Source organism: Azospirillum sp. CT11-132 (genome assembly GCF_047302835.1).
In the GTDB taxonomy this organism is placed as follows: Bacteria; Pseudomonadota; Alphaproteobacteria; order Azospirillales; family Azospirillaceae; genus Azospirillum.
Genome location: NZ_JBGLZA010000008.1, coordinates 377,953 through 394,657, shown reverse-complemented (window position 1 = coordinate 394,657; position 16,705 = coordinate 377,953). Strand labels below are relative to the sequence as shown.

The 16,705-nt window shown below is 69.5% G+C and carries 16 protein-coding genes; 9 read left to right on the top strand and 7 right to left on the bottom strand.

Features of this window, described 5'->3' with window-relative positions:
- Nucleotides 1-26: 26 nt before the first annotated feature.
- On the top strand, nucleotides 27-1,079 hold the full coding sequence (locus tag ACCD06_RS30430; protein ID WP_413345843.1) for a histone deacetylase family protein: 1,053 nt from the start codon (nucleotides 27-29) through the stop codon (nucleotides 1,077-1,079).
- Nucleotides 1,076-1,987: a DMT family transporter gene (locus tag ACCD06_RS30425; protein WP_413345841.1), complete on the top strand. Its 912-nt coding sequence runs from the start codon at nucleotides 1,076-1,078 to the stop codon at nucleotides 1,985-1,987. The genes ACCD06_RS30430 and ACCD06_RS30425 overlap by 4 nt, the downstream gene beginning before the upstream one ends.
- Nucleotides 1,988-2,147: 160 nt before the next feature.
- On the opposite strand, the gene ACCD06_RS30420 is transcribed toward ACCD06_RS30425, so the two are convergent.
- The 7 genes from ACCD06_RS30420 to mdcA are packed head-to-tail and all read right to left on the bottom strand — an operon-like array spanning nucleotide 2,148 to nucleotide 8,158.
- Nucleotides 2,148-3,065, bottom strand: coding sequence for an ACP S-malonyltransferase (locus tag ACCD06_RS30420; RefSeq protein ID WP_413345839.1), 918 nt, complete (start codon nucleotides 3,063-3,065; stop codon nucleotides 2,148-2,150).
- Nucleotides 3,062-3,937, bottom strand: coding sequence for a triphosphoribosyl-dephospho-CoA synthase MdcB (gene mdcB / locus ACCD06_RS30415; protein ID WP_413345837.1), 876 nt, complete (start codon nucleotides 3,935-3,937; stop codon nucleotides 3,062-3,064). Before mdcB ends, ACCD06_RS30420 begins: the two co-directional genes overlap by 4 nt.
- Nucleotides 3,934-4,599 carry a malonate decarboxylase holo-[acyl-carrier-protein] synthase gene (mdcG, locus tag ACCD06_RS30410; protein WP_413345835.1) on the bottom strand — a complete coding sequence of 222 codons (666 nt, stop codon included), beginning with the start codon at nucleotides 4,597-4,599 and terminating at the stop codon, nucleotides 3,934-3,936. Before mdcG ends, mdcB begins: the two co-directional genes overlap by 4 nt.
- Entirely contained in the window at nucleotides 4,589-5,293 is a 705-nt protein-coding gene (gene mdcE / locus ACCD06_RS30405; protein WP_413345833.1) for a biotin-independent malonate decarboxylase subunit gamma, read from the bottom strand. Before mdcE ends, mdcG begins: the two co-directional genes overlap by 11 nt.
- 3 nt (nucleotides 5,294-5,296) lie before the next feature.
- Nucleotides 5,297-6,172 carry a biotin-independent malonate decarboxylase subunit beta gene (locus tag ACCD06_RS30400; RefSeq protein ID WP_413345831.1) on the bottom strand — a complete coding sequence of 292 codons (876 nt, stop codon included), beginning with the start codon at nucleotides 6,170-6,172 and terminating at the stop codon, nucleotides 5,297-5,299.
- Nucleotides 6,169-6,504 carry a malonate decarboxylase acyl carrier protein gene (gene mdcC, locus ACCD06_RS30395; protein WP_413345829.1) on the bottom strand — a complete coding sequence of 112 codons (336 nt, stop codon included), beginning with the start codon at nucleotides 6,502-6,504 and terminating at the stop codon, nucleotides 6,169-6,171. The genes ACCD06_RS30400 and mdcC overlap by 4 nt, the downstream gene beginning before the upstream one ends.
- A 10-nt stretch (nucleotides 6,505-6,514) precedes the next feature.
- Nucleotides 6,515-8,158, bottom strand: coding sequence for a malonate decarboxylase subunit alpha (gene mdcA, locus ACCD06_RS30390; protein ID WP_413345827.1), 1,644 nt, complete (start codon nucleotides 8,156-8,158; stop codon nucleotides 6,515-6,517).
- Between the two features lie 362 nt (nucleotides 8,159-8,520).
- Between mdcA and madL the strand changes: the two genes are divergently transcribed.
- From madL to ACCD06_RS30355, 7 genes are all read left to right on the top strand, one after another.
- Entirely contained in the window at nucleotides 8,521-8,943 is a 423-nt protein-coding gene (gene madL / locus ACCD06_RS30385) for a malonate transporter subunit MadL (RefSeq protein WP_109157229.1), read from the top strand.
- A 5-nt stretch (nucleotides 8,944-8,948) separates the two neighbouring features.
- Nucleotides 8,949-9,716, top strand: a complete 768-nt coding sequence (gene madM, locus ACCD06_RS30380; RefSeq protein WP_413345825.1) for a malonate transporter subunit MadM — start codon at nucleotides 8,949-8,951, stop codon at nucleotides 9,714-9,716.
- Nucleotides 9,717-9,794: 78 nt separating this feature from the next.
- Complete coding sequence (locus ACCD06_RS30375; RefSeq protein ID WP_169054812.1) at nucleotides 9,795-10,499, top strand: GntR family transcriptional regulator; 705 nt, start codon at nucleotides 9,795-9,797, stop codon at nucleotides 10,497-10,499.
- 204 nt (nucleotides 10,500-10,703) lie between these two features.
- Nucleotides 10,704-12,380 carry a diguanylate cyclase domain-containing protein gene (locus ACCD06_RS30370; protein WP_413345822.1) on the top strand — a complete coding sequence of 559 codons (1,677 nt, stop codon included), beginning with the start codon at nucleotides 10,704-10,706 and terminating at the stop codon, nucleotides 12,378-12,380.
- Nucleotides 12,381-12,584: 204 nt separating this feature from the next.
- Nucleotides 12,585-13,466 carry a formate/nitrite transporter family protein gene (locus ACCD06_RS30365; RefSeq protein WP_413345820.1) on the top strand — a complete coding sequence of 294 codons (882 nt, stop codon included), beginning with the start codon at nucleotides 12,585-12,587 and terminating at the stop codon, nucleotides 13,464-13,466.
- 73 nt (nucleotides 13,467-13,539) lie between these two features.
- Complete coding sequence (gene eno, locus ACCD06_RS30360) at nucleotides 13,540-14,817, top strand: phosphopyruvate hydratase (RefSeq protein WP_413345818.1); 1,278 nt, start codon at nucleotides 13,540-13,542, stop codon at nucleotides 14,815-14,817.
- 445 nt (nucleotides 14,818-15,262) lie between these two features.
- Nucleotides 15,263-16,705 (top strand): bifunctional enoyl-CoA hydratase/phosphate acetyltransferase, encoded by a 1,443-nt coding sequence (locus ACCD06_RS30355; protein WP_413345816.1) that lies wholly within the window; start codon nucleotides 15,263-15,265, stop codon nucleotides 16,703-16,705.

Below are 16,705 nucleotides of genomic sequence, written 5' to 3'. Positions count from 1 at the left end.
ACGTTCGCTCTCTGGAGAGTCCCCCCATGAAGTTCGTCCATCACCCCGACGCCGCCCTGCACCGCCCTGCCACCTACTTCAACAAGGGCCTGCTGCGCGCCCTGCCGGAGAAGCCGGAGCGGCTCGGCGCGCTGGCCTCGCTGATCGAGAAGCGGGGCGAGACGCTGATCCGGCCCGACGATTACGGCTCCGCCCCGCGCGCCGCGGTGCACACGCCGGCATATCTCGCCTTCCTGGAGACGGCGCACGCGCGCTGGGTGGCGGAAGGCGACATGGGCGACGTGGTGCTGCCCAACGTCCACCGGATGCAGGCGGCCCCCAACTACCCCACCAGCATCGTCGGGCAGGCCGGCTGGCACATGTTCGACACCGCCTGCCCGATCGGCGAGGGCACCTGGGCCGCCACCTGCGCCGCGACCAACGCCGCCATCCATGCGGCGAAGCTGGTCGCCACCGGGGCGGACAGCGCGGCCTACGCCCTGTGCCGGCCGCCGGGGCACCATGCCACCCGCGATATGGCCGGCGGCTTCTGTTACCTGAACCATGTCGCCGTCGCCGCGGAATCGGTGCTGCCGATGCTGCGCGCCCAGGGCCGGCCGGCCCGCGTCGCCATCATCGACGTGGATGTCCATCACGGCAACGGCACGCAGGACATCTTCTACGAGCGCGACGACGTGTTCTTCGTCTCGGTCCATGGCGACCCGGCGGAGTTCTATCCGCACATGGCCGGCTATGCGCAGGAACGCGGCATTGGCCGCGGCGAGGGCTACAACCTGAACCTGCCGCTGCCGATCGGCAGCGACGAGGCGACGGTTCTGGCGACCATCGGCCGCGGGCTGGACGAGATCCGCCGGTTCGCGCCGGAGATTCTGTTCGTCTCGCTGGGCTTCGACACCTTCATCGGCGACCCGCTGGCCGCCTTCGGCGTCACCACGCCGGGCTTCGCCCGCATGGGCGCGCTGATCGCCGCCGCAAACATGCCCACCGTGCTGGTGCAGGAGGGTGGCTACGCCATCGACGACCTGTCCGCCAACCTGTCCAGCTTCCTTGACGGGTTTGAGGGCAAGACGACAGCATGACCGCCATCGCCGCCACCGGAGCCGGCCGCGACCCGGTCAAATACCTGCTGATCGCCACCATCAGCCTGTTCTGGGGCCTCAACTGGCCGGCGGTGAAGACGATCCTGACGCAGGTGCCCATCTTCAGCCTGCGCGCCATCGGCTTCACCGCCGGGGCGGTGCTGCTGCTGGGGGCGGCGCGTCTGGCCGGCCACCGGCTGCGGGTGGAGCGGGCGGAATGGCCGGCGCTGGCGGCGGCGGGACTGTGCAACGTGCTGGTCTTCAACCTGTGCACGGCACTTGGACAAAGCCTGATGGCGACCTCGCAGGCGGCAATCATCGCCTTCACCATGCCGGTGTGGGCGACGCTGCTGGCGATCCCGCTGCTGGGCGAACGGCCGGGACCGCGCCAGATCGTCGGGCTCGCCAGCGGGCTGGCCGGGCTGCTGGTCCTGCTGGGGCCGGCAGCGCTGTCGGCGCCCCCGTCGGAATTGGCCGGCCCGGCGGTGATGCTGGTGTCGGCGCTGGCCTGGGCGCTGGGCACCATCGTGATGAAGCGGCGGGTCTGGCGCACCCACCCGATGGTCATCACCGGCTGGCAGTATGTGCTGTGCGCCCCGCCGATGATCCTTCTGGCGGCGACGGAGACGAGGCCGGCGCTGTCCGAAATCCACCCCGAGGTTTGGGTCGGCTTCGCCTGGCACATCGTCTGTTCGCTCTGCGCGGCGCAGGCTCTGTGGTACGTCACCGTCCGCCGCCTGACGGTGGGTGAGGCGGCGGTCAGCACCCTGCTGATCCCGGTCGTCGGGGTGAGCGGCGCGGTGCTGCTGCTGGGCGACCCGGTGACGGCGCGGCTGGCGGCGGCGCTGGTGCTGATCCTGGCCGCCGTCGCCTGCGTGCTGGGACCGAAACCGGCTGGGCGTCGGTGACACTTTCCCTTGGAGCCTCCCCCCTCTCCCCCCCGGGGAGAGGGTCGGGGTGAGGGGGATGCACATGCCGGACTTCCTTGAGAATCCTCGCCACGCGCCCCCCTCACCCTAACCCTCTCCCCGGGGGGAGAGGGGATTCCTCTTGCGACCTACAGCCCGTTCACCCGAGTTGCCGCTCCACCCAGGTGGCGGCACCGGACAGACTGCGGAAATCCGCCACGGCACGGACGGCCAGACCGGGACGCCGCTCGGCGGCCATGCGTGCCAGCGCGTTGCAGGGGCCGGTTTCCAGCAGGACGGTGCAGCCCATCTCGATCAGCCCGTCCAGGCAGGCCGCCCAGGTGACCGTCTCGGTCATCTGCCGGGTCAGTGCCGCCACCGCCCGCTCGCGCGTGTAGACCGGGGTGCCGTCGATGCCGGCCAGCACCGGCAGCGGCGGAGCCTGCAGGCCGCTCGCCGCCAAAATCGGTGAAAACTCCGCCGCGGCGGGCGCCATCAGGCGGGTGTGCGAGGCGATGGTGACCGACAGCGGCGTGACCGCGGCGCCCAGCGCCAGAACTCCCTGCTCCACCGCAGCCAGTGTCGGCCGATGCCCACCGACCACGAACCGGTCGGCGCCATTCTCGATGGCGATGTCGGCACCGCAGTCGCTGCAGATCGCCTCCAATCGCGCCCGGTCCAATCCCCGCACGGCCAACAGCCCACCCGGCTCCGGGTCGGCGCGGTCCATCGCCTCGGCCCGCCGCATCGCCAGCCGCAACAGCTCGTCCGCATCGAGCGCCCCCGCGACATGGTAGGCAGACAACTCCCCCAGGCTGTAGCCGGCGACCGCCCGAACCGGCGGCAGATGCGGCCGCAGCGCCGCCCAGGTCGCTGCCTGGACCGCGCAGAGCAGTGGCTGGGCGACCGCGTTGCGCTGCATCTCTGCCTCCGGCCCGGCGACCAGCGTGCGCGGGTCCTGCCCAATGACGGTGGCGGCCCGGTCCAGCACCGCCTGCGCCGCCGGATCCCGCCGCAGCAGGTCGAGCATGCCCGGCCCCTGCCCGCCCTGGCCGGAACAGAGAATCCCCAGGCTCATGCCCAGCCCTCCCGCAGGGCGTGGACGAAGTGGGCCGCCGCCAGCATGTCGGCGCTGCCGCCGGGCGACAGCCGGCGGGCGACGCAGGCGCGGTGCAGGGCCAGTGCGTCGCCCCGCCAACCCTCCCGGAACACCCCGCCGCGATCGAGGAAACGGCGCGCCTCGCCCTGGACGAAAGCCAGACCGGCAGGGCCGCCGCGATGCAGCAGGTTGGTGTCCTCCAGTTCCGCCATCAGCGTGAACAGGGTCTGCACCAGCGCCCGTTCCGCATCGGCGCCGTCGGCCAGCGCGCGCTCAAGCGCCGGCAGGGCCAGCGTGAACAGCGTCGGGAATCCCTCCGCCGCCTCCTGCCGGGCACCACGGGCGCCATAGCGCTGCACCGCCCGCGCGCCGTGGCTGTCCGGCGCCTGCGGTGCGGCGCCCAGAATCCCGCCGCCCCACAGATCCGCGACGGTCTCGCCCAGCGCCGCCCCACCCAGCGACCGCCCCCGCCGCATTCGCCAGCCGGCCGCAGCGGCGAGGAAGCCGATGCCGAACACGGCCCCTCGGTGGGTGTTGATCCCGCCGGTCGCCGCCAGCATCCGGCGCTCGGCGGCGATGCCGAGGTCGCGCAACGTGGCGAACCCGACCCCCTCCGCACCGGCAGCGGCGATGGCGCGGAAATAGCCGCGCAGGGCGAACAGGCTGCGCAGGAAGGTGCCCATGTCCATGTCGTCATGGCTGCCGCTGTCGAGCGGGCTGACCAACCCCGGCTTCGGGTGAAGCGCCAGTTCGGCATAAAGGGCGCGAACCGCCGTCCGCCCGACCACTGCCGCGAGCGGGCCGGCAAGATCGGCCGGAAAGAACGAAACCGCGGCGCTGCTGCGGGTCATGCGGCATCCTCCCGGTCGAACAGCGTCAGCACGGACGGCAGGTCGCGCAGGCTGACCTCCGCCGGTCCCTTCACCAGCAGGCGGGCGGGCCGTCCGGCCAGTTCCCGCCACGCGACCGCCGCGCCGTCCGGCAGCAGGATCTCCCCGTCCAGCCGCGGAGTCCCGTCACAGGCCGCCGTCAGCAGGTCCAGCAGCCCGTCCAATTGCCACCGCTCGCGCGGGGCGAACAGCAGGTCGATGTCGGAATCCGGCCGGACATAGCCCAGCTCCGTCCGATGCTGCCAAGCCAGCGAGCCGTATACCGCCGGCCTCACCCCCAGCGCCAGCGCCCGCAGCACCAGCTCCGCCAGCATCGCCCGCCACGCCTCCGGCGCCGTCTCCACCGCCTCGGCCAGCGGCAGCGGCCTCCAATGCTCGGCCACGGCATCCGCCGCCACGTGCAGGCCGATCCGCCGCTTGTCAGGCGTGGCGAGACCCAGCCGAAGTTCCCCCGCCCCATCCCCCGTCCGGCCGCGCGCGATCACCAGCGGCCGGCCGGCCCGGCACCAATCCGCCACCTCCTCCCGCTCCGCCTCGGCCAAAGGGGAGCGCAGGCAGCCCGCCCAGCCCTCCCCCAGCCGGACCCAGCCGTGGCGCGACCAGCCGACCATCTCAGGCGGCATCGCGCCGCACCCGGTCGGCCACCTTGCGGGCAAGCTGCCGGCCGCCACGTTCCTCGCCCAACTCCCGGCGCGAGTCTCCGTCCACCGGCGCGGCCAGCGCTTCGGCAAGGCAACTCGCGAGGTCGCCGTCCCACAGGCCGGCAATGGCGCCCATGCGGCGGTAATTCTCCACGCCCGGCGCGAACACCGGGGAGGAGGCGCTCAGTTCCGTCAGCCGCTCCAGCGGGATCTTGGTGACGCGCGCCATCGCCGGCAGGTTCATCACCCGGATCTCGGCATCCGGCAGGGCATAGCAGCGGTCGGCCAGCAGGCTGGTGGCGAGGAAGCCGCCGCTGACCGCCTGCCCATAGACCAGCCCGATCACCCGATGGCCGTTGCGCCGGGCAAGGTCGATGCATTTGGCCAGATGCGCCATGTAGCCGTTGATGCCCAGCAGTTCGTCGCGATGGCTCAACCGCTGGCCCTGGGTGTCGACCAGCAGCAGGATCGGCCGGCCGGGATGGCGGCGCACCACCTCCAGCACCGCGCCGGCCATGCGGAAGGCCAGCTCGATGCCGATCGGCGTGTTGTCGATGGTGCCGATCACCGCGACCTCGGCGCCATAGACCCGGCCGCTGCCGTCGAAATAGACGCCATCTGCGGCGACCTCGTGCCCGTCCGGGAACAGCCGGTCCAGAAGTATGGTCAAATCCATGGCTCAGGCCCTCCGGTCGCGGACGGTGGCGAGGAAGTCGGCGGTGTCGAGGATCGGCAGCTTTTCCGGTTCCTCCACCCCCAGCTTTTCCCAGATGTCGAGCGCGTCGCGGCAGTCGCCGAACCGCTCCAGCCGGCTGCCCAGCGCCGCATGCTCGGCTTCCAGCGCCGCCAGCGACAGGTCCGGCTTGCCGTCCAGCAGTGCCAAGGCGGCGGCGCGGAAGGCCGCAACATCGTCCTCGACCAGACCGGCCGCCTCGCCCAGCAGATAGCGGTGCTTGCCGCCGACGGTGCGCCAGACCAGTGCGCGGTCGCGGCTGTCGAACTCCTCCACCCCCATGGTGGTCTCGATCACCTCGGGGCCCGACAGGCCGAGCCGCCCCTCCTCGCTCATCACCACCGCGTCGCACAGGCGCGAGACGATGCCCATGCCGCCGAAGCAGCCGAAGGTGCCGCCGTCCAGCACGATCACCGGGATGCCGGATGCCCGCACGGCCAGCACCGCGCGCATCACCTCCGACACCGCGATCAGCCCGGCATTGGCCTCATGCAGCCGCACACCGCCGGATTCGACCAGCAACAGGACACCGTCGGGGCGGGTGTCCAGGGCACGTTCCAGGAGACCGGTCAGCTTGGCGCCATGCACCTCGCCCACCGCACCGCCCATGAAGCCGCCCTCCTGCGCCGCGACCAGCACGCGGCGGCCGGCCAGCCGCCCCTCGCCCACCACGATGCCGTCGTCGAAGGCGGCGGGGGTGTCGAGCTGGCGCAGGTGCGGGCTGACCATGCGTACGGTCGGCGGCAGGATCTCGCGGAAGCTGCCGGGATCGAGCAGGCTGTCCAGCCGGCCGCGGGCGCTGTCCTCATAATAGCTGCTCATGGCTGCGATCCTCCGGGCTGCGCTCCTCCGGCGAAGGCGTCCAGCGCCTGGTCCAGCCGCAGGCCGACCACGGCCGGCGTGGCGCCGACATCGTTGATGGAGATGCGGACGTCGGCCAGCGGATGGCGGGCGAAGACGTCGTCCAGCACCGCCTGCCACGTCGCGCCGAAGCCGACCGCGGCGGTCTGCACCTCGACGCGGCAGAGGCCGCCGAGCGGCGCCGGCTCCACCAGCACCTCCAGATTGCCGGAGCCGACGACGCCCACCAGGACGGACGGCGGCGGGGAGGCCAGAGGATGGCCGCCGCGATAGTCAAAGGTCAGGGTTTCCATGGGTTTCGGCTCACCAGTTGCGGAAGCGCTTGGGCGGGTCGTACAGGCCGCCCGATGCACGCACGAGGTCCTTGACCGAGCGTGCGGCCAGCAGGTCGCGGGTCGCCATCCGCTTGTCGATGCCCAGATCCTCCGGCCGGCGGATGACGCCGCGGTCGCGCAAATTCTCAACCATTCGGCGGTCGCGCCCGCGCCCCACGGGCGTGTAGCCGGCAACGCCGCGGATCGCCTGTTCCCGTTCCTCGGCATTGCGGCAGAGCAGCAGGTTGGCGATGCCCTCCTCCGTCAGGATGTGGGTCACGTCGTCGCCGTAGATCATCACCGGCGGCAGCTCCATGCCGGCGCTTTCCGCCAGTTCCCAGGCGTCGAGCCGGTCGACGAAGGCCGGCTGCATATGCTCGCGGAAGGTCTCCACCATCTGGACGACCAGCTTCTGGCCGCGCGGCATCTGCCCGCTGCCCTCCCGCGCCTCCCGCCCCGCCTTCAGCCAGGCCGGGCTGGCATGGCGGCGCCCCCGGGCGTCGGCCCCCATGTTGGGCGCGCCGCCGAAGCCGGCGATCCGCCCCAGCGTGGCGGTGGAGCTGTTGCCGGCGAGGTCGATCTGCAACGTCGATCCGATAAACAGGTCGCAGGCGTAATGGCCGGCCGCCTGACACAGCGCGCGGTTGGACCGCATGCTGCCGTCGGCCCCGGTGAAGAACACGTCGGGCCGCGCCTGGATATAGGCCTCCATCCCCAGCTCCGAGCCGAAGGAATGGACGCTCTCGACGAAGCCGGCCTCGATGGCGGGGATCAGCGCCGGGTGTGGGTTCAGCGCCCAATGCCGGCAGATCTTCCCCTTCAGCCCAAGCGAGTCCGCGTAGGTCGGCAGCAGCAGTTCGATGGCTGCGGTGTCGAAGCCGATGCCGTGGTTCAGCCGCTGCACGCCATATTCGGCATAGATGCCCTTGATGGCCATCATCGCCATCAGCACCTGGATTTCCGAGATCTGCGCCGGATCACGGGTGAACAGCGGCTCGATATAGTGCGGCGTCGGGCTCTGGATGACGAAATCGACCCAGCCGCCGGGAATGTCGACGCGCGGCACGCTGTCGACCAGCTCGTTCACCTGGGCGATGACGATGCCGCGCTTGAAGGCGGTCGCCTCGACGATGACCGGCGTGTCCTCGGTGTTGGGACCGGTGTAGAGGTTGCCGGCGGCGTCGGCCGCCTGGGCGGCGACGAGGCTGACCCTGGGCGTCAGATCGACGAAATAGCGGCCGAACAGCTCCAGATAGGTGTGGATGGCGCCGACCGCGATCCGCCCGTCCGCCACCATACGCGCCAGCCGCGCGCCCTGCGGGCCGGAGAAGGAGAAGTCGAGCTTCGCGGCGATGCCACGCTCGAACACATCGAGATGCTCCGGCAGGGCCAGAACCGACTGCACCATGTGCAGCCCGTTCACCCGCGCCGGATCGACCGAGGCCAGGGTGCGGGCCAGGAAATCGGCCTGCTTCTGGTTGTTGCCCTCCAGGCAGACGCGGTCGCCCGGTTCCAGCACCGCTTCCAGCAGCGCACGGGCATCGGCGGTGGCGACGCGCTTGCCCTCCGTCAAACCGGCGGCGCGGGCCAGCCGCTCATCGCGGTTCCGCCCTTGCAGATTCCAGTCGCGCATGGCGGTCAGCCCCCGCGATGCCGGCGGGCCGTCGGCGCGCACACTCCGCGCCCGACAGGCTGGCGGTCGACCTGTGCGGACATGCTGTCCCTCCCTCTCGCTTGCGATGTGAATGCCAGCTTGCCGTATCCAGACGGTCCCGTGAAGCCCGATTTTGTATACATCAAGAAAAAAATGGCAGTCACGGAATACGAGTTGCGATCAGGATCGGATTGCCGTATACCGTGGCTGCACCAACAATCTTTAAATCGAGCAATCCGTGCCCGACGGCGAAAGCCGCGGCCGGGCGACGGCTGCCGCACTCTCGGCAAACTGTCACCACGCCCCCTTCGTGGGCTTGAGCAACGGAGAGGAGAAGGACCATGGTCGTCTATGGTGTCGCCCTGCTGTCGGCCTGCATGCTTGCGGGGCTGGTGGTCGGCGATCTGCTGGGCATCCTGATCGGGGTGAAGGCGAATGTCGGCGGCGTCGGCATCGCCATGCTGCTGCTGATCCTGTTCTCCGACCATCTGAAGCGGACGCTGCGCATGAACGCGCTTGCCGAACAGGGCATCCTGTTCTGGAGCGCGATGTACATCCCCATCGTCGTCGCCATGGCCGCGCAGCAGGACGTGGTCGCGGCGGTGAAGGGCGGTCCGGCCGCCCTGATCGCCGGGGTTCTGGCGGTGGTGCTCAGCTTCGCGCTGGTCCCGGTGATCGCCCGCATCGGCCAGCCGGTGGACGAACGTAATGAAATGTCGGAAGCCGATGCCGCCTGCGCCCTGCCCCTGAAGAGCGGAGAGTGACCGCCATGTTCGACGTCCTGACCAGCGTTCTCGTCAAGAACGGCCTGCTGACCGCCTTCGCCGTCGTCGGCGCCACCATCTGGGTGTCCTACTGGCTGTCGCGCATCCTGACCAACGGGCGGCTGCACGGCTCCGCCATCGCCATCATGATCGGGCTGTCGCTCGCCTATGCCGGCGGCGTGTCCACCGGCGGACACAATGGGCTGGCCGACATCAAGCTGCTGTCGGGCATCGGCATCATGGGCGGGGCGATGCTGCGTGATTTCGCCATCGTCTCCACCGCCTTCGGCGTCAGCTTCGGCGAGATCCGCAAGGCGGGGCTGAGCGGCGTGGTGTCGCTGTTCACCGGCGTGCTGCTGTCCTTCGTCGTCGGCGCGGCGGTGGCGCTGGCCTTCGGCTATTCCGACCCGGTCGCCATGACCACCATCGGGGCCGGCGCCGTCACCTACATCGTCGGGCCGGTGACCGGTGCGGCGCTGGGGGCGAGTTCCGACGTGATGGCGCTCAGCATCGCCGCCGGGCTGGTGAAGTCGGTGCTGGTGATGATCTCCACCCCCTTCATGGCGCCCTATATCGGTCTGGACAACCCGCGCAGCGCCATGGTCTTCGGCGGGCTGATGGGCACCACCAGCGGCGTGGCCGGCGGGCTGGCCGCCACCGACCCGAAGCTGGTCCCCTATGGCGCGATGACCGCGACCTTCTACACCGGGCTGGGATGCCTGATGGGTCCGTCGGTGCTGTTCATCGCCACCCGCGCCCTGATGGGCGGCTGAGACGCCCCCCATCCTCTTCCACCATCGGCAAAGCCTGTCTATCCTGCCCGCTGGCGACGCCGCTCCGGAGATCCAGCCTTGGACCAGTTCGACCCCCAGTTCCCCGCGTCCGAGACCGACCTCGTCGCCGAGGAGAAGGGCCTGCTGTCGGACCAGATCCGGCTGGCGCTGGCCGACGAGATCGCCACCGGACGGCTGAAGCCGGGCACCCCGCTCGACGAACAGCAGATCGGCCAGCGGTTCGGCGCCTCCCGCACGCCGGTGCGCGAGGCCCTGCGCCAGCTCGCCACCACCGGCATGGTGGAGGTCCGGCCGCGCCGCGGCGTGGTCGTCGCCACCATGACGGCCGAGCGCATCATGGACATGTTCGAAATGACGGCGGAGATGGAGGCGATGTGCGTCCGCCTCGCCACCTACCGCATCACCCCGGTGGAGCGCAGCCGGCTGCAGACCATGCATGAAGCGGCGGCGGAGATGGTCGCGGGCGGCGATCTCGGTGCCTATGACGACTTCAACCGCCGTTTCCACGAGGCGATCTATCACGCCACCCACAACCAGTTCATGGCCGAACAGGCGGTCGGCGTCCGCGCCCGCCTCGCCGCCTTCCGCCGCACGCAGCTGCGCCACGGCAACCGGCTGGCGACCTCCCACGCCGAGCACGGCGAGATCCTCGCCGCCATGGCGCGCGGCGACGGGGAGGAGGCGGCCCGCTGCATGCGCGCCCACATGCTGAACGCCAGCTGCGCGCTGACCCGCTACATCCAGGAACTGGACCTGACCTGACGGAACCTGACCTGATCCGGCGGCCGGTTGGCCGAACACGGAGCGGTAATATTCCAACAGAGCCACGAACGAATATTACTGGCGCTGGCGCGCGATCCTGTTTGCCTGATTCAATCAGGGTCGTCCTGCAATGTTACATTTGCGTGAACTTAACGTTTCGGCCCGATAAAATGCTCGAACCTATCACCTTGGACTTTTGCCAACATGGGCGTCGCAGCCTGCACCAGCCAAGCGTCCGATCAATGTTGGTCTACGAATGATTTATCGGCATTTGACCTGATCGCCGATCCGGTCTGGCTGGTCGATCTGCAGACGGGCCGCACCCTGTGGGCGAATGCGGCGGCCTGCGCGCTTTGGGGCGCCCGGTCTGCCCGGGACCTCGCCGCGAGCGGTGGCCTTCCCGATGCGGTCCGGCAGCGGCTGCCCGAGTATGCCCGGCGCCTCTCGGCAGGCGAGCGGGTCGGCGAGTGCTGGACGGTCGCGGCCAATGGCGCGCAGGCCGTCCTGTCCTGCGACTGCAGCGGGCTTCACCTGACGGACGGGCGGTTGGCGATGCTCGTCCATGCCAGGCCGCTCGCCGCCACCACCACCGCCAATTCTTCCCCTTCGCCGCAGATGCGCCTGTCGCGCATGGTGGAGCATCTGCCGATGGCCGCCGCCTATGTCGAAGGCGAGCGGATCTTCATCAACCGCGCGGCGGAACGGCTGACCGGCTACCGGCAGGAGGATCTTCCGTCGATGGACGCGTGGTTCGCGGCCGCCTACCCCGGCCGCGACCATGAGGTCCGCCAGCGCTACGACGCGGCACGGCTGGCGGAAGCCTCGGTGCTGACCGAACTGCAGGTCACCTGCAAGGACGGCAGCCGCCGCTGGATCCGCTTCTTCGCCTACCTGACCCAGGGCGGGGAGGTGTGGCTGATGGAGGACGTGACCGACCACCGCGCCACGCTGGAGGCCCTGCACCACGAGCGCGCCGTCCTGCAGAGCCTGATCGATTCGATGCCGGACATCGTCTTCTTCAAGGACCGCGACGGCACCTATCTGAACTACAACCATGCCGCCCTCGACTATGTCGGCTGGAAGCCGGATGCGGACCGCCCGCTACGCGACCTCGACATGGTCGATGCCGAAACGGCGGAGCGCCGCCGTCAGGCCGACCTGCGCACCATGCGGGAGGGAATGACGCGCGGTGAAGAGTGGTTCGTCTACCCCGACGGCCGGCGGCGCCTGATGGAGACCGTCAAGACCGCGTGCCGCGATCCGGAGGGCAGCATCCTGGGCGTCGTCGGCATCTCCCGCGACATCACCGACCGCCGCCAGATGGAAGAGATGCTTCGGCGCAGCGAGGCGGAGAAGGACCATCTCGCCAACCACGATCCGTTGACCGGCCTCCCCAACCGCCGGCTGTTCTTCGCCCGCACCCACGGGGCGCTTGCCCGTGCACGGCGCATCGGCCAGCCGCTGGCCCTGCTGTTCATCGATCTGGACGGCTTCAAGCCGGTGAACGACCGGCTCGGCCATGACGCCGGCGATCAGGTGCTGCGGGTGACGGCGGAGCGGCTGACCGGTTGCCTGCGCGCCTCCGACCTCGTGGCGCGGATCGGCGGCGACGAGTTCACCGTCCTGCTGGAGGGCGCCGGGTCCGTCGCCGACGTCGAGCGTATCGCCGACAAGCTGATCCATGCCGTGTCGGCGGAGATCACGCTCGGCCGCCAAACGCTGTCGGTGGGCGCCAGCATCGGCATCGCGCTCTTCCCGCAGGATGCGGACGATGCGCAGGACCTGCTGAAGGCCGCCGACGATGCGCTCTATCGGGCCAAGCATGCCGGCCGGGGCTGCTTCGTCGTCTGCGGCGCCCGCCCGAACGCCCGTCCGGCATGATGTAGCAACACTACAGAAGCGCAGCCGGTGCGAGAGCGATGCTGCGCCCTTTCAATACCCTTGAAAATCCGCCGTTTCCTTGTGCCGCCCTCTTCGATATGCGCCCCTCCCCTGCGACCGAATGGCCCAGGCGGTGCGCTTGCCAGCGCCGTCCCGACGGGAGTATGTAGTAAAGCTACATGGCGGCAGCGAGGGCATCGACCGATGAACATGGACAGCAAGGATGTGGAAGGCTGGAGCCAGCCCACCCCGCAATCACTCGACGCGCTGATGCCCGACGCCATCGCGCTCGCCGCCGAAAATCTGGGCGTCAAGAAGGCCCATTACGACACCCCCACCCTGTTCGCCCTGGCGGTGCTGGCCGGCGCCTTCATCGCCTTGGGCGGCCTGTTCGCCACCGTCACCATGTCGGGTGCGGAAGGCATGCTGCCCTATGGGGTGACCCGGCTGCTGGGCGGTCTGGTCTTCTCCATGGGGCTGATCCTGGTGATCGTCGGCGGTGCGCAGCTGTTCACCGGCGACGCGCTGATGGTGATGGCCTGGGCCAGCGGCCGGCTGCATGCCCGCGAGATGCTGCGGGTGTGGACCACGGTGTGGATCGGCAATTTCGTCGGCGCCGCCGGCACGGCGCTGCTGGTCTTCCTGTCCGGGCAATACACCTTCGGCCATGGCGCCGTCGGCGCCTCGGCGCTGTATTTCGCGGTCGCCAAGAGTTCGCTGCCGACCAGCCAAGCCTTCTTCCTCGGCATCCTCTGCAACGTGCTGGTCTGCCTCGCCGTCTGGCTGGCGCTCGGCGCCCGCAGCGTCGGCGACAAGATCCTGGCGATCACCTTCCCGGTCGCCGCCTTCGTCGCCGCCGGCTTCGAGCACTGCGTCGCCAACATGTATTTCGTCCCGCTCGGCCTGCTGATCGAATGGGGCGCGCCGGACAGCTTCTGGCACGACCTCGGCCGCGCCGCGCCGTCGATCCCGGTCGGCCATTATCTGGTCAACCTCGCCGCGGTCACGCTCGGCAACTGGATCGGCGGAGCGGTGATGGTGGGCGCCGTCTACTGGTTCATCTACCGGCGCCCCAAGCTGCACTGAGCGCCACGACCTCCAAACGTCTCCCGACACGTCCACGAAACGCCATTCCTCAAGAAACGGGACATCCCTTCCCATGAGCGCCATCACCGAAATCCGCGCCCGCGAAATCCTCGACAGCCGCGGCAACCCGACCGTCGAAGTCGACGTCACCCTCGAGACCGGCGCCTTCGGCCGCGCCGCGGTGCCGTCGGGCGCCTCCACCGGCGCCCATGAGGCGGTCGAGCTGCGCGACGGCGACAAGGCCCGCTTCGGCGGCAAGGGTGTGCTGAAGGCCGTGCAGTCGGTCAACGGCGAACTGGCCAAGGCGCTGACCGGCATGGATGCCTCCGACCAGCGCGTGCTCGACATGACGATGATCGAGATCGACGGCACCGAGAACAAGGGCCGGCTCGGCGCCAACGCCATCCTGGGTGTGTCGCTGGCGGTCGCCCGCGCCGCCGCCGAGGATGCCGGCCTGCCGCTCTACCGCTATGTCGGTGGCGCCTTCGCCTCGCTGCTGCCGGTGCCGATGATGAACATCATCAACGGCGGCGCCCATGCCGACAACCCGATCGACATCCAGGAATTCATGATCATGCCGGTGGGTGCCGAGACCGGCGCCGACGCCATCCGCATGGGTTCCGAGATCTTCCAGTCCCTCAAGAAGAAGCTGAAGGACGCCGGCCACAACACCAATGTCGGCGACGAGGGCGGCTTCGCCCCCAACATCGGCTCCACCGACGAGGCGCTCGGCTTCGTCATGAAGGCGATCGAGGCCGCCAGCTACAAGCCGGGCGACGACGTCATGCTGGCGCTCGACGCCGCCTCGACCGAGTTCTTCAAGAACGGCAAGTACGAGCTGGCCGGCGAAGGCAAGTCGCTGTCGCCGGAGCAGATGGTCTCCTACTGGTCCGATCTGGTCGGCCGCTTCCCGATCATCTCGATCGAGGACGGCATGGCCGAGGACGATTGGGAAGGCTGGAAGGCGCTGACCGACGCCATCGGCAACAAGGTGCAGCTGGTCGGCGACGACCTGTTCGTCACCAACCCCAAGCGTCTGGCCCAGGGCATCCGCCAAGGTGTCGCCAACTCGATCCTGGTCAAGGTCAACCAGATCGGCACGCTGTCGGAGACGCTGGAAGCGGTGGATATGGCGCACAAGGCCGGCTACACCGCCGTCCTGTCGCACCGCTCGGGCGAGACCGAGGACAGCACCATCGCCGATCTGGCGGTCGCCACCAACTGCGGCCAGATCAAGACCGGCTCGCTGAGCCGGTCCGATCGCCTCGCCAAGTACAACCAGCTGATCCGCATCGAGGAGCAGCTCGGCGCAGCATCCCGCTTCGCCGGCCGCGGCATCCTGAAGGCCTGAGTTTCACGAGCTTCCTGAAGTCCCCTGCCCGGCGATCCCTCCGCCCGCCCTCTCCCGCCCCCGGAGGGGCATCACGGCGGCCGGGAACGCACCTGAAGGGACTTCACGGACGGGCGGCGGGCGTCACGATCGCTGAGGCGTCCCGCCGTTGTGCCCCCTCCTCCCGTCTCTCCCCGGGGGGAGGGGGAAGCCCCGCCAAGCAGACCGGCCGCCCCCTGCGGCAAAGTGTCAAGGGCCGGGCTTTCCGACAGTTCTATGTTGCGATGCACAGTTAATATATTAATATATCTACGGTTCCCCGCGCGGCGCAGAACGCCGGCGCAAAACGGGCGACGCCCTTCGGATGAAACACTGGACGGCCACTGATCCCGTCCCTTCCCGACGCCGCCCCATCGGACCGAAAAACGGGCCGCTTGCTCGACCCGGTCAACCGGAGTGTTCAAAAATGCGTGCCAGTGGTGAAGCTTCCGGCAATGGCGCCTGCGCCGTGGTCGAGAATGTGACCTTCGACGAAATCCAGATCGGCCAGTCGGCCAGCCTGTCGCGCCAGCTCACCCTGATGGATGTGGAGCTGTTCGCCACGGTGTCGGGCAACATCAACCCGGCCCACCTCGACCCCAAATTCGCGGCCGACAGCCGGTTCCAGAAGGTGATCGGTCCGGGCATGTGGTCGGGGTCGCTGATCTCCGGCGTGCTGGGCACCTATCTGCCGGGCGCCGGCTCACTCTATGCCGGCCAGAGCCTGCAGTTCCGCCGTCCGGTCGGGCTGGGCGACATCGTCACCGCCACCGTCACCGTGATCGAGAAGCGTCCGGCCAGGAACGTCGTCGTCTTCGACTGCGTCTGCACCAACCAGGACGGTGAGATCGTCGTGCTCGGCACCGCCGAGGTGATCGCGCCGACCCAGAAGGTCGCCCGTCCGGCGCACGAGCTGCCGCAGATCCAGATGATCCGCCATGACAAGCACGACGCCCTGCTCGCCAAGTGCGACGAGCTGCCGCCGGTCGTCACCGCCGTGGCCTATCCCTGCGACGCCAGCTCGCTCCAGGGTGCCGTCGAAGCCGCCCAGGCCGGGCTGATCGAGCCGATCCTGGTCGGGCCGGAAGCCGTCATCCGCAAGGTCGCCGCTGCCAACGGCCTCGACATCGCCCGCTACCGCATCGTCGACGCCGCCCACAGCCGCGCCGCCGCGGCCGCCGCCGTGGCGCTGGCCCGCACCGGCGAGGCCGAGGCGGTGATGAAGGGCAGTCTGCACACCGACGAGCTGATGGGCGAGGTGGTGAAGAAGGAAACCGGCCTGCGCACCGCCAGCCGCATCAGCCACGTCTTCCTGATGAATGTGCCGACCTACTCCAAGACGCTGCTGATCACCGACGCCGCGATCAACATCTACCCGACGCTGGAGGACAAGGTCCACATCGTCCAGAACGCCATCGACCTTGCCAAGGTGCTGGGCGTCGCCACCCCGCGCGTCGCCATCCTGTCGGCGGTCGAGACGATCAACCCGAAGATCAACACCACGCTGGAAGCCGCCGCGCTCTGCAAGATGGCTGACCGCGGTCAGATCACCGGCGGCATCCTCGACGGTCCGCTGGCCTTCGACAATGCCATCTCCGCCGAGGCGGCGCGCACCAAGGGCATCACCTCCCCCGTCGCCGGCCAGCCCGACATCCTGCTCGCCCCCGATCTGGAGGCCGGCAACATGCTGGTCAAGCAGCTGTCCTTCCTGGCCAACGCCGACCTCGCCGGCATCGTGCTGGGCGCCAAGGTCCCCGTCATCCTCACCAGCCGCGCCGACAATGTGCGGGCCCGGCTCGCTTCCTGCGCCGTCGCCTCGCTGGTCGCCGCCGCTCAACGCCAGCCCAAGCTCGCGCTGGCCGCCGAATAG